The following is a 13,109-nucleotide window of genomic DNA, read 5'->3' as shown; positions in this document are numbered from 1 at the left end:
CTCGTTCGCTATCATAACCCCTCATTCCGAAGGAGCGTCCGATGAGCACGAGGCACGGTGAGTACAAGGTCCCCGGCGGCAAGCTGGTGGTGGTGGACCTGCATGAACACGATGGCAGACTGACCCACGTGCAGGTGGCAGGCGACTTCTTCCTGGAACCCGACAGCGCGCTGGACGACATCCGGCAGGCGCTGGAAGGCCAGCCCATCACGGCTGACACGGCGCAGCTTGCTGCCGCCATCGGCGCTGCCCTGCCGTCGGATGCCATGCTGTTCGGCTTCAGCCCCGAGGCCGTGGCCATCGCGGTGCGCCGCGCATTGGGGCTGGCCACCACCTGGCGGGACTTCGAATGGCAGATCATCCACGAACCGGCCGTCTCGCCCGCCATGCACGCGGCACTGGACGAGGTGCTGAGCCTGGAAGTAGCTGCCGGCCGACGGCCACCCACGCTGCGCATCTGGGAATGGGACACCACGGCCGTGGTTCTGGGCGTGTTCCAGTCGGTGCGCAATGAAGTGGACCTGGAGGCAGCCCGGCGGCTGGGCGTGACGCTGACGCGCCGCATCACCGGTGGTGGTGCCATGTTCATCGAAGGCAGCAGCATCATCACCTATTCACTGTACGCGCCCGGCACACTGGTGGCCGACATGAGCCTGGCCGATTCCTACGCCTTCCTGGACGACTGGGTGCTGAAGGCATTGCAGTCGCTGGGCGTGGCTGCCTTCTACAAGCCACTCAACGACATCAGCAGCGACAGGGGCAAGATCGGCGGCGCAGCCCAGAAGCGCTTTGCCAACGTGCCGCGCGACTGCAGCCAGACGGTGCTGCACCACGTCACCATGGCCTATGACATGGACGCCGACAAAATGCTGCAGGTGCTGCGCATCGGCCGCGAGAAGCTGAGCGACAAGGGCACCACCAGCGCCGCCAAGCGCGTGGACCCGCTACGCAGCCAGACCGGCCTGCCACGCGAGGCCATCATCGAACGGATGAAGGACACCTTCGTGCAGCTGCATGGCGGCCAGCCAGGCCACATCACGCGCGAGGAACGCGCGGCCGCCGAGGCGCTGGTGTGCGCCAAGTTTGGCACTGAGGCCTGGCTTTATCGGTTGCCTTGATGGCCGGCCTGGCCCCTCCCGATTAGGGCGGGTTGTGCAGAACTTCACAGAGACCTCCCTCGAAGCGCGTTGCACGGCGTTCATGCTAACCCTGTTCAATTCACGATAGAATCGTGAATTGAACATACTTCCTCAGCGAACCCAAAGTGGCCATTCGCGCATGGAGGCACAGCATGTACATCGACCGCCAGATGCAGCCGCTGCTGACCGAGCTGCAGACGCAGTTTCCGGCCCTCCTGGTCACGGGGCCACGCCAGGTGGGCAAGTCCACCCTGCTGAAGCACGTGGCCCCTGACCATCACTACGTCAGCTTCGACGATCCGCTGCTACGCCAGCAGGCGGATGACGACCCCGCCCTTTTCCTGCGCAACCACCCCGACCGCCTGATCCTGGACGAGGTGCAGCACGTACCGTCGCTGTTTCCGCTTCTGAAGCTTGAAATCGATCGCCGGCAGGAGAACGGCCGTTACCTGCTGTCCGGCTCACAGGCCTTCGGGCTCATGCAGAACGTGAGCGAGAGCCTGGCAGGCCGTATCGCCGTGCTGAATCTGTCGGGTCTGTCGCTGCGGGAAATCCATGGTGTGACGCTCACGGACAGTTTCATTCCCACTGACGACTACCTGCAGAAGCGCGAAGCCAGTCTGAAGCCCTGTCCGGACATCTGGGAGACCATCCATCGTGGCTACATGCCACGCCTGTACCAGCAGACGGTGAACTGGGATGTCTATTACGCATCCTACGTGGCCACCTACATCGAGCGCGACGTGCGCCAACTGGCCAACATCGGCAGCACGTCGGATTTCACACGCTTCATGGTGGCCGTGGCGGCACGCAGTGCAGAACTGCTCAATTACAGCAGCGTGGCCCAGGATGCCGGCATCTCCATGGACACCGCAAAGCGCTGGATGGCCGTGCTGCAGGCTTCGGGCATCATCCACCTGCTGCCGCCCTACCACAACAGCCACCTGAAGCGCGCCATCAAGACACCCAAGCTCTACATGCGGGATACCGGACTGATGGCCTGGCTGACCAAGTGGCTCACGCCCGACACCATCCGGCTGGGTGCACGCAGCGGCCAGTTCTTTGAGACCTTCGTGGTCAGCGAGATCATCAAGTCCTTCCAGAACCGGGGCACAGTGCCGCCGCTGTATTTCTATCGGGACACCTCACAGAAGGAAATCGACCTACTGATCGAGCACGGCCGAACGCTCTACCCCATCGAGATCAAGACCAGCGCCAAGCCCGACAGGCGCATGGGTAGCGCCTTCCAGGTGCTGCACACTCACCTGCCCGCTGCCGACATCACTGTGGCACGCGGCACGATCATCGACCAGTACCCCCAGAAGCTGTGGCTGGCCGACGACCTGCTGTCATTGCCGGTGGAGTATCTGTAGGATCAATCGTCCTGCTTGGACTTCTCTTCCCTTTCCCTTTTGAGATCAAAGCAGAACTCGTGCATGGCAAACGCCCCATCAGCACCGATACCGCATTGCGTCTCGGTCATGGGGCGCGTTTCTGGCTGAATCTACAGACCAAGTACGACATGCGGATCACGGTGCGCACCTTGCACGACAAGGTTGCACCGCGTATCCGCACCTTTCAGCCCAGACATGATTGAACGCTTACCGCGTCGCAGTCCCCGCACGCCGCAGCCAGCGGCCCAGCCAGGAGTTGTCGGCGCGCCAGGCGGCTTCCTGCTGCACGTGGGCCGGCAGGCGATTGACCAGGAAGGGGATGGCGAGCAGCAGCACGGCCAGGTCATCAGCCATGCCGAACAGCACCATGAAGTCGGGGATGATGTCCAGCGGCGAGAACAGGTAGAGCCCCGTGGCCACGATGCCCAGCCGGATGGCCATCGGCGTGGCGGGATTGAGCAATGCGTACCACAGCATCATGGCCTCGCGGCCAGTGGCACGTAACAGTCGGCGGATTCGCAGCAGCCACATCATTGATACCCTCTCCTGGAGTGGACCCAGCCGCTGCCCTGTGGGGCTCCGGGCACCTCGGGATGAGGCGATACCCGGGACGCATTCTATGGCGGCATGTCCTGGTGATGGAAAGCGCCGCCTGCCCTGCATTCGGCGCTTACTTGACCAGCTGATTGATCTCGATGATCGGAAGCAGCGCGGCCAATACGATCATGAGGACAATGCCGCCAGTAATCAAGATCAGGATGGGCTCCAGCAGGGTGGTCATTGTCAAGGTTTTACGTTCCGCTGCCTGCGACAGTCTCTCGAAGGCGTACTCCAGCCTTTGCGGCAACTTGCCGATGGCCTCACCATTGGCCATGGTGTGAACAAGCGCCGGCGACATCTTGCCGGCCCCCAGACACGCGGGCCTACGGTGCACCCTCGCGCAGGGCACCCGGGGTCTCACACGCCCCGACCTGCGCTAGTGTTCAACGTGTAGGAACCGGCTTCCTGGGCATGTACAGGCGACGCACCACAGCGGCTGGCAACTGGACTTGGGAGGAACTACGCGGGCTACAAGGCGGACGACAGGTGTACTACCGGGCGACCTTCCCTATTGGAGACACGACTGCCCGCACAGGCTTGATGGCGGTGGATGCTAACCGCAAGCCAACCAGGGGCGGATATCGCTGGGTACAGTGGTAAATTGATCAAAAGCTCGTCCCATTTCGGGCGACTTGCTTCATGACATGTGGAGACGGTCATGCAACACCCGTTCTGGATATTTTTCGGCTTCTTTTTTCCCCTTTTTATATTCAGATACAGGATAGTGCACACTTGGCCTTCACTGGTCGTCTCCGTTATTTATACAGCTCTTGTCATGGGTATCGCTGTTGCCACAGGAGTTGGGTTCCTGTTCGACAGCAAGATTGCGTCTTTTCTGGTCTGCACAATTTCCGCATACCTGGTACTCCTCCTGAAAAGATAGCCGCATTTGGCGCCTCTTTCATCAGGGGTGAGCGCACCAGCCTCTTCAATCTGCTGGTCGCGGCACAGCTGGTGCAGGACGCGCGGTGCCCGTTACCCACCTTGGCCAGGCCAGCTTCTTGAGGAGCCGTTGCTACCAGGGAGCGAGGTGCAGGGATTCCCGGTGCGTCGGCCCCTCCTGAAGCCGACGCCAGGCCCCCGGAAGCAGAGGCCGCCCGCCGCCTTACTTGACCAGCTGGTTGATCTCGATGATCGGAAGCAGCACGGCCAACACGATCATGAGGACAATGCCGCCAGTAATCAAGATCAGGATAGGCTCCAGCAGGGTGGTCATTGTCAAGGTTTTACGTTCCACTTCCTGCGACAGGGTCTCGGCGGCGCGCTCCAGCATCTGAGGCAGTTCGCCGGTGGCCTCGCCGCTGGCCGTCATGTGGATGAGCAGCGGCGGCAGGGTCTTGCCGGCCCCCAGGGCGCGGGCCAGCGGTGCGCCCTCGCGCACGCGGCCTAAGGCCTCGCGCACTTCGGCCTTCATGGCGGTGTTGTTGAGCGTGTCGGCGCCGGCCTCCAGGGCGCGGATGAGCGGCACGCCGCTGGCGGTGAGGATGGCCAGCGTGGAGGCAAAGCGCGCGGCGTTGATGCCGCGGACGAGCCGGCCGAACATGGGCATGTTCAGCAGCTTGCTGTGGAAGGACAGTCGCGCGGTGGGCGCCTTGAGCGAATAGTGGAAGGCGGCCCAGGCGCCGCCCAGGCCCAGCAGCACCAGCCAGCCCCAGTTGCGGATGAAGTCGGAGGTGCGGATCAGGATGAGCGTGAGCAGGGGCAGGTCCTGGCGGGTCTGGTTGAAGACCTGCACGACCTGCGGCACCACGTAGGTGAGCAGCGCAATGATGACGAGCACCGCCACCACGGCCACGATGATCGGGTAGGTGAAGGCCATCTTCACCTTGCTGACCAGCTGGGTGCGGTTCTCGACGTAGGCAGCCAGCCGCGACATCACCTGCGCCAGGTCACCGGACTGTTCGCCGGCGCTGATCAGCGCGCGGTAGGTGTCCGGGAAGTCGCGCGGGAACTTGGCCATGGCGGCGGTCAGCGTCTGGCCGCTCACCACGTCGCTGCGCACGGCGGCAAAGCGCTCGCGCACGCGGGCCGATTCGGCCTGCTCCACCACGGCGTTGAGCGCCTTTTCCAGCGGCAGCCGGGCGGTCAGCAGGCTGGAGAGCTGGCGGGTGCACAGCGCCAGGTCGGCATCCTTGAGGCGGCCGCCCAGGTTGATATGGCCGGCGTTCTGCTCGGCCGACAGCGCCACCACCTCGATGGGGGTCTGGCCGCGCTCACGGATGATGGCGCGTGCCTGGCGGCTGGAATCGGCATCGACGATGCCCCGGTGCAGGACGCCGGCGGCATCGGCCGCCTGGAAACGATAGGCTGGCATGGTCGGTCAACGAAAGGAGGAAACAACGGACATCGGCAACGGGCGGCCTCAGTCGCGGGTGGCGCGCACCACCTCGTCCTGCGAGGTGATGCCGGCATCGATCCAGCGCTGGCCGTCCTCACGCATCGAGCGGAAGCCGTTGGCGCGTGCAGCAGCACGCAGCTCGCCTTCGCCGGCGCTCTTGTGGATCAGGCTGCGCATCTCGTCGTCGACGGTGACGATCTCGTAGATGCCGGTACGGCCCTGGTAGCCGGTGCGGTTGCAGGCCAGGCACCCCACGGGGCGCCACTTGCCGGTGACGGTATCTTCGGTACGGCAGCTGGGGCAGAGCTTGCGCACCAGCCGCTGCGCCATGATGCCGATGAGACTGGACGACAGCAGGAAGGGCTCGATGCCCATGTCGATGAGACGGGTGACGGCCGACACCGAATCGTTGGTGTGCAGTGTGGCCAGCACCAGGTGGCCGGTGAGCGACGCCTGCACGGCAATCTGGGCGGTCTCCACGTCGCGGATCTCGCCGATCATCACCACGTCCGGGTCCTGACGCAGGATGGAGCGCAGCGCCTTGGCAAACGTCATGTCGATGCGCGCGTTCACCTGCGTCTGCCCCACCCCATCCAGATCGTACTCGATGGGGTCTTCCACCGTCAGGATGTTGGTGGACTTGGAGTCCAGGCGAGAGAGCGCGGCATACAGTGTGGTGGTCTTGCCCGAGCCGGTGGGGCCCGTCACCAGCACGATGCCGTGCGGCTGTGCGATGAGATGGTCGAAGCGGCGCAGCAGGTCCGGGCTCATGCCCAGCCGGGCCAGGTCCAGCCGCCCCGCTTCCTTGTCGAGCAGACGCAGCACGGCGCGCTCGCCATGACCGGTGGGCAGCGTGGAGACCCGCACGTCCATGGGACGGCCGCCGATGCGCAGCGTGATGCGGCCATCCTGCGGCAGGCGCTTCTCGGCAATGTCGAGGCTGGCCATGATCTTGATCCGCGAGACCAGCGCTGCGTGCAGTTCGCGGCGGGGCCGCACCACGTCACGCAGCGTGCCGTCCACCCGGAAGCGCACCATCGAATAGGTCTCGAAGGGCTCGATGTGGATGTCGGACGCGTTGTCGCGGGCAGCCTGAGTGAGCAGCGCGTTGATCATCCGGATGATCGGCGCATCGTCCTCGGACTCCAGCAGGTCTTCCACCTTGGGCAGATCCTGCATCAGCCGCGACAGATCGATGTCGCCACCCACCTCATCCACCACCGAGGCAGCGGATCCCTCCTGCTGCGAGTACGCGCGCGAGATGGCGCTGCTCAGCTCGTCGGCCGGCTTGACCACCGGCACCAGCCGGTATTTCAGCGAGCGCGACAGCTCGGCCAGCGCGGTGGCCGGGGTGTTCTCACCCACCCAGACCTCCAGCGCATCATCGCTCAGCGCCGACACCAGGATCTGGTGGGCACGAGCAAAACCATAGGGCACGTAGCGCGCGGGGGAAACCGAAGCCATTCGTCGTATCGCCTGCTATGTCTGGATCAATCTCAATCTACGTTCACTTCGACCTGGTTGCGCAGCTGCACGGGCTCAGGCGTGGCATTCTGCGGGCGTGCGGCCTGCTGCTGGGCACGCACCGCATCGTCCAGCGAACGGAAGCTGCCGGTAGTACGCACGGCCGGGACAGGCTGCTGCCGACCATCGTTGGCCACGCTCCGGCGTGCATCCTCGCCGTTGCCACGACGGACCTGGCGGGAACGCGGCGCCGTGTTCATCAGGCTGGACATGTCGGGCTGCGGGGCACGCAGCGAGTTGGCCGGCACCACGCCCAGGCTCTTGGCCTCTTCGGCTGCACCCGGCATCAGGCTCGGCTCGCGCGCCGGCGGCACGCGTCTGGCGTTGGGCGTACCCGGCCGCGGCGGCAGCGGATCCAGCTCGGGCTGCTTCACGTCGACCATGCCGAACGGCGTGGGCATGCGTGCATCCTGACTGCGCTGGTTGATGTAGTCGTAACGGTTGGCCGTGACGTCCCAGGCCTGGTCGGCGCTGCGCAGCACCACCGGACGCAGGAAGATCAGCAGGTTGGTCTTGACGCGCTTGCGGTTGTCATAGCGGAACAGACGTCCCAGCCCCGGAATGTCGCCCAGCAGCGGCACCTTGCTGATGCCACCCTCCACGGTGTCCTCGATCAGGCCACCCAGCACGACGATCTGACCATCGTCGACCAGCACGTTGGAATCGATGGCGCGACGGTTGGTGATGATGCCGGCCGACTGCGTGGTGTCGACGACGGCGGAGATCTCCTGGGCGATCTCCATCTTGACGGTGCCGCCTTCGGAGACCTGCGGCCGCACGCGCAGCATGGTACCCACGTCCTTGCGCTCGATGGTCTGGAACGGGCTGGACAGGGTGTTGTTGGTGGTGGCGTACTGGCCCGTGACGAAGGGCACGTTCTGGCCAATGATGATGCGCGCCTCCTCGTTGTCGAGCGTGAGCAGGTTCGGCGTGGCGCGGATGTTGCTGTTCGTCTCGGCCTCCAGCGCCCGGGCCAGCAGGCCCAGGTTCAGGAAGGTCTGACCGAAGAGGCTCACGCCATTGCGCACCACCCCCACGTTCAGACCGCCCGCCGCGGCCAGCGCGGCCGGGTTCTGCGTGACGGACAGGATGTTGCTGCCGCCGCTGCTGAAGTTGGTGCCACCCACCACGGAATTCTGGCCGGGTCGGCTGGTGCCGAACTGCCACTGGATGCCCATCTCGGACACCGTGTCGGCCTTGACCTCGACGATCAGCGACTCGATGTAGACTTGGGCACGGCGGCTGTCGAGCTGGTCGATGACGCCGCGGATGTTGCGGTAGACCGGCTCGGGCGCGGTGATGATGAGGGAGTTGGTGGCCGGGTCGGCCGCGATGATGGCGCCGCCCGCCTTGATGGACGTCGGTCCCTGGTTGCCGCGTTCGCGGTTGATGCCGCTCTGGCTGCCCAGACCGCCACCGCTGCTGCTGTCGCTGTCGCCGAAGGACGAGGACAGGCCCGACGAGGACGAGCCGCTGTCACCGAACATGCTGCCACCGCTGTTGCGACTACGGCTGCTGCCGAAGCTGCTGTCCGAACTGCCGCTGCTGCCGTTCGATTCACCCGACAGCACGGCCTGCAGCACCTCCACCAGCTTGGTGGCCTCGGCGTTCTTCAGGTAGACCACGCGCATGTTGGCCTGGTCGGCGTTGGCGGGCCGGTCCAGCTGTTCCACCAGCGAACGGGCCAGCGTCAGCTTGGAGGCATTGGCGCTGCGGATGAGCACCGAGTTGGTGCGCGGATCGGCCATCACCACCACGCGCTGGCTGGGATCGGAACCGGCACCCGGTCCGCCCCCACCGCCCCGGTTGCCTTCGTCCATCAGCTTGGACACGGCCACGGCGATGTCGCTGGCGATGGAGTTCTTGATGACCACCACCTGCACCTCGGCCGCCGGACGCGGGCTGTCCAGCGTGGCGATGACCTTGGACAGCCGCTTCAGGTTGGCGGCGTAGTCGGTGATGATGAGCGTGTTGTTGCCCGGGAAGGCCGTGATGGTGTTGTTGGGCGAAACCAGCGGCCGCAACACGGGAATCATGTTGTTGGCCGATTCGTGGTTGAGCTGGAACACCTGGGTGATGACCTCGTCGCCGTCACGCGCGGACGCGGCGCCGATCTCCACGGGGCCGGACTGGAGCTTGGCATCGGCCTCGGGCACCACCTTGTACAGGTCACCCAGATCGACAATGGCAAAGCCCTGCTGACGCAGCACGGTCTTGAGCAGCGCGAAGGCCTGCGCACGGTTGACCGGGCGCGGCGTCTCCAGCGAGATCTTGCCGCGCACGCGCGGGTCGATCACGAAGGACTTGTTGAGCAGATGGCCGAAGGCGCCAATGACCGAATCGACCTCGGCATCCTTGAAATTGAGGTTGATCTGACCGGTAGTGACCTTGCGTGCAGGCGGTTGGGCCGGCGCCGCAAGGGCCGGTACCGTGGCCGCCACCAGCAGGGCCTGGGCCAGGAGTTTGGACGAATGGCGCAACTTCATGCTCCTATCTTGATCATGGTACGAGTCCCTTCCTGCCGCCCCAGCAAGCGAACCAGGGGCGCCAGCTTCAGACGTTCAGACTCGTCGACTTCTGCCCAGGCAGTGAAACGCAGTCCGTGACTCGGATTGAAAACACCTTCCCCGCTCAAACGCAGCGGGCCTTCGATCGATGACATGTTCAGCATCGTGTCGGCCTGACGGCCGTCAATGTCCAGCCGGTAGGCACCCAGCGGCCGCACGGGCGTGAGGGCCGAGGCTACGTCACGCAGTTCGATGGAAGCCACGCCGTTGGCCTTGCCGTTGACGATCTCGAACGGCTCCCAGGACAGCGCCAGCGAGGCCGTGGGCTGCACGGTGCTCCAGGGCGAACCCAGACGCGACAGGCTGACATTGGGCAGACGGATGCTGCCGGCAGAAAAGCGCGGTCTTGCAAAGCTACCGGAAATCTCGACGGGCTGCGCCATGCTGTCATGGCGAGCCAGCACCTGCACGCGACCGATGAGCAGCGGCAGTACCTGGATGTCCCAGCGGATGGTGCCCGGAACCAGCACGCCCGGCAGCGGCAGCACGGCATCGGGCTTGTCACGCTCGCGCGTGGCCAGCGCGGCCACATCCACCAGCACCACCTTGCCCTGGCCATGCCAGATCGAGCCGCTGGCATCGGCCAGGCGAACCCGGCCATGCGTGGCCACCTTCAGGCCCCAGTCCGCCATGGAGGCCGGCGCCAGCACTAGCGCCGTCACCAGCGCCACCAGCAGGCTCAGCACGGTCCACAGGGCGATGCGGCCTTTGCTCCAGGGGCCGAACCAGGTCGGCTTCACCGATTTGGATCGACGGGAATCATTTGCCACGGCGTGCCATCTCCAAGGCCAGACGGCCACTGAATACTCCCGGGGATTCGCGGGTGACCGACAGGTCGACGATGCGGGTGCGCGTCTCGCGCACGGCCGCATCCAGCCAGAAAATCCAGTTCTCGAACGGGGCCTGGTGGAAGCGCACCTCGATGATGTCGCCCTGCGCCTGCACCTTGGCCGCGTCCTTGTCCATGCCGCGCGCCAGCAGCGACTGCTCCAGGCGCACCGTCACCTGCGCCACCGTCTCGGCCGGCGCGTCGGCGGCATTGGCCAGCTCACGTGCCTCGCCTGCCATGTGATCCATCTGCGCCAGGTCGGCGCGCAGTGTGGGCAGCGTCTTCTGCAGGCGCTGGCGGCCCACCCAGGCCGGCTCCAGCAGCACCTGCCAGAAGATGATGACCAGCAGGAAGCAGCCGGCGATGATCAGCATCCGCCGGTCGCGGGGCGCCAGCGACGCCCATTTCTGCAACAGGTTCTCCAGCATGTCAGCGGCCTCCCTGCGGAGTGAGTCGCGCGGTGGGATCCCGCGGGTTGTCGAAGGTGAGCGAGAGCCCCAGACGCGCGGCATCCTGCACCAGGGCCTCACGCATCGTGTCGTTGCTGCCCACCTCGTCGACGAAGCGGATCTTCATCGTGCCCTCGCGAAACTCCAGTGCCTCGATGGTACCGGGCCCCCGCTCGCCCACGGCCTGCGCAAAGCGCGCCAGCAGCGGCACGAAGTCATCCGGCCCCGGGCGACCGCTCTTGAGGCGCAGGTCGTTGATGTTGCGGCGCATCTGCAGCACCGGATCCACCATGGCGGCATTGGGGAAGGCATCGTGGAAGCGCGCACGGATGGCGTTCTGCAGGCCGGAGGCCTCGGCACGCATCTGCAGCCACTGCAGGTTGATGCCCACCACCAGCGCGGCCAGCACGGCGCCCGCCAGCGCCCCCACGCCCTTCCACAGCCGCCAGTCGATGCGCGACAGCATGGTCTTGAGACCGGCGTTGCGCGCAGCCAGCAGATCGAGCGGCGCATTGCGCACCGGCGGCACCGACATGAAATCAAGCTTGGTGTCTGACGGAATGGCCGCCACCTTCATGGGCGAGCGCCATTCCTGCTGTCCCAGCCAGACGTTGACGCGCGGTGGGGGCGGCCCCATCAGCTTGCCCGACAGCAGCGCGCTGGCAGTCTCGCGGTGGGCGGATTCGCTCTCGCCCGCCGCCCAGCCGGTACCGCTCCATTCGCCGGTGCGCACCGTCAGGCTGTCGTCCGAGACGAGCACCGTCCACTTGCCCTCTTCCCAGGGCAGTACCAGCTGCCCCGGCCAGAGGGCCTCGACGCGGATGCCGGCCGTCTTGAAGGCCATCAGCACGGCATCGACCCAGTGCGCGTCGATGACGCCGATGACCCGCTGGCCATCGGGCAGCACGGGGCCGGGCACGATCAGGCAGCGCGCCGGATCCTGCAGCACGTATTCCTCAATGACGTTGGGCAGCGCCTGCTTCAGGCGCTTGCCCGACAGGGGCGGCACCGGTGCGGTGATCAGCGCCACGTCCCGCGCATCGGCGATCAGCCACACCTGGCGCACGCCTTCCAGCGCCTCCAGCGACACGAGACGGCGCTCGGACTCGTCGTCACCGCCGATCTGCGCATGGAACACCGGCCGTCCACTGCTGAGGACGGCTTCGCCGGCGCTGCGCGGCGGTAACCAGATGACGGCCTGATGCCGTTTCAATTGCTGTGACGCCATATCACCAGTACACCCCCCGTATCGAGGCGCTTGAGCAGGGTTTGGGTTTCAGATTCGACGCGGTCGTAGCGAATGATGCCGTCGGCGATGAAATAATCCGACTTCACCGCGACAAGCGTCGTGTCGAGTGGGCTATTTGCAACAAGTCCCAGCGCCGGATCCGACAGGTTTCGCGCCGGGGCCACGTCCCGGTTCGCGATGAAGCTGCGGATCGATGCCGGGTTCCAGGTGCGCGCCACCGCTTCCAGCACCTCGGCCGTGGCCGAGTTGAGGTTGACGGTACGTGCGTCGCTCGGCAGGACGGTCACGTGCGGCTCGAGCTTTCTCATCACCTCGTCCGAGAAGCCAGGCAGGTCGCGCAGATCGTCGAAACGCTGCAGTGGCATCACCCAGTCCTCGCCGCCACTGCGGCCCTGACGCTTCTGCGCTGCGACCTTGCGCACGCGCGTGAGGATCCGGTCCACCAGATTCTCGGGCAGCGACAGGATGCCCATCAGTCGCTTGAACGCCACGACGTGCGCCACCGAGACATCGGCATTTTCTGCATTCGTGGCGTTGTTGCGGGGATTGCCATTATTGCCCGACTGGCCATTGTTGCCAGACTGCCTGTTCTGGGTATTGGTGCTGCCCGCATCCTGCGTTACCAGGGCGTTGACATTGAAGCGCGCCTGCGCGTCACGGATGCGACCAGCCAGCATGGCCTGGCGCGAGGAATCGCCCACCTTCGCACCGCCGGTGACGGTCTCGTCCAGCTGCGTCTCGGCCACCGGCGTGGCCCAGATGGAGCCGGACCAGTCGTAGTCACGGTGCGAGTTGCGCAGGATCACCTTGGCCCAGTCGATGACGGCACGCTCGATCCAGCGTGTCTGCGCCAGCGTGGCGCGGTTCTCGATGGAGCGGATGGCCACACTCTCGCGGTAGAAGAGCGAGGAGACAATGACGGTGGCCAGCGCCACCACCAGCAGCGCAGTGACGATGGCGGCCCCCCGCTGCGTGCGGGTAAAACCGGAAAGGAAGACAGGAACGGGACGGGTCATGGCG

11 protein-coding genes are annotated in these 13,109 nt (G+C 65.4%); 2 read left to right on the top strand and 9 right to left on the bottom strand.

Features of this window, described 5'->3' with window-relative positions:
• Positions 1-41 precede the first annotated feature (41 nt).
• Both lplAB and EL249_RS07385 read left to right on the top strand, forming a co-directional pair.
• Positions 42-1,118, top strand: coding sequence for a lipoate-protein ligase LplAB (gene lplAB, locus EL249_RS07390; RefSeq protein ID WP_005673383.1), 1,077 nt, complete (start codon positions 42-44; stop codon positions 1,116-1,118).
• Between the two features lie 173 nt (positions 1,119-1,291).
• Complete coding sequence (locus EL249_RS07385; RefSeq protein ID WP_005673384.1) at positions 1,292-2,512, top strand: ATP-binding protein; 1,221 nt, start codon at positions 1,292-1,294, stop codon at positions 2,510-2,512.
• Between the two features lie 228 nt (positions 2,513-2,740).
• Here the strand turns inward: EL249_RS07385 and EL249_RS07375 are convergent, their stop codons facing one another.
• From EL249_RS07375 to gspK, 9 genes are all read right to left on the bottom strand, one after another.
• On the bottom strand, positions 2,741-3,067 hold the full coding sequence (locus EL249_RS07375; protein WP_005673386.1) for a YkvA family protein: 327 nt from the start codon (positions 3,065-3,067) through the stop codon (positions 2,741-2,743).
• A 136-nt stretch (positions 3,068-3,203) separates the two neighbouring features.
• The gene (locus tag EL249_RS07370; protein WP_040529827.1) at positions 3,204-3,407 is read right to left on the bottom strand and encodes a type II secretion system F family protein; all 204 of its coding nucleotides are present in this window, start codon (positions 3,405-3,407) and stop codon (positions 3,204-3,206) included.
• 831 nt (positions 3,408-4,238) lie between these two features.
• Positions 4,239-5,447 carry a type II secretion system inner membrane protein GspF gene (gene gspF / locus EL249_RS07365; RefSeq protein ID WP_005673389.1) on the bottom strand — a complete coding sequence of 403 codons (1,209 nt, stop codon included), beginning with the start codon at positions 5,445-5,447 and terminating at the stop codon, positions 4,239-4,241.
• A 48-nt stretch (positions 5,448-5,495) separates the two neighbouring features.
• Positions 5,496-6,935: a type II secretion system ATPase GspE gene (gspE, locus tag EL249_RS07360; RefSeq protein WP_005673391.1), complete on the bottom strand. Its 1,440-nt coding sequence runs from the start codon at positions 6,933-6,935 to the stop codon at positions 5,496-5,498.
• 32 nt (positions 6,936-6,967) lie between these two features.
• Complete coding sequence (gene gspD, locus EL249_RS07355; RefSeq protein WP_005673393.1) at positions 6,968-9,481, bottom strand: type II secretion system secretin GspD; 2,514 nt, start codon at positions 9,479-9,481, stop codon at positions 6,968-6,970.
• Positions 9,478-10,332: a type II secretion system protein N gene (gene gspN, locus EL249_RS07350; protein ID WP_170169600.1), complete on the bottom strand. Its 855-nt coding sequence runs from the start codon at positions 10,330-10,332 to the stop codon at positions 9,478-9,480. The genes gspD and gspN overlap by 4 nt, the downstream gene beginning before the upstream one ends.
• Entirely contained in the window at positions 10,322-10,819 is a 498-nt protein-coding gene (locus EL249_RS07345; protein WP_005673395.1) for a type II secretion system protein M, read from the bottom strand. The genes gspN and EL249_RS07345 overlap by 11 nt, the downstream gene beginning before the upstream one ends.
• A 1-nt stretch (position 10,820) precedes the next feature.
• Positions 10,821-12,053: a type II secretion system protein GspL gene (gspL, locus tag EL249_RS07340; RefSeq protein WP_040529830.1), complete on the bottom strand. Its 1,233-nt coding sequence runs from the start codon at positions 12,051-12,053 to the stop codon at positions 10,821-10,823.
• The gene (gene gspK / locus EL249_RS07335; protein ID WP_005673397.1) at positions 12,050-13,105 is read right to left on the bottom strand and encodes a type II secretion system minor pseudopilin GspK; all 1,056 of its coding nucleotides are present in this window, start codon (positions 13,103-13,105) and stop codon (positions 12,050-12,052) included. The genes gspL and gspK overlap by 4 nt, the downstream gene beginning before the upstream one ends.
• Positions 13,106-13,109: the final 4 nt, after the last annotated feature.

It is taken from the genome of Lautropia mirabilis, from assembly GCF_900637555.1.
Lineage (GTDB): Bacteria > Pseudomonadota > Gammaproteobacteria > Burkholderiales > Burkholderiaceae_E > Lautropia > Lautropia mirabilis.
The sequence above is the reverse complement of the archived record's forward strand: the minus strand, read 5'-3'. Positions and strand labels throughout refer to the sequence as shown.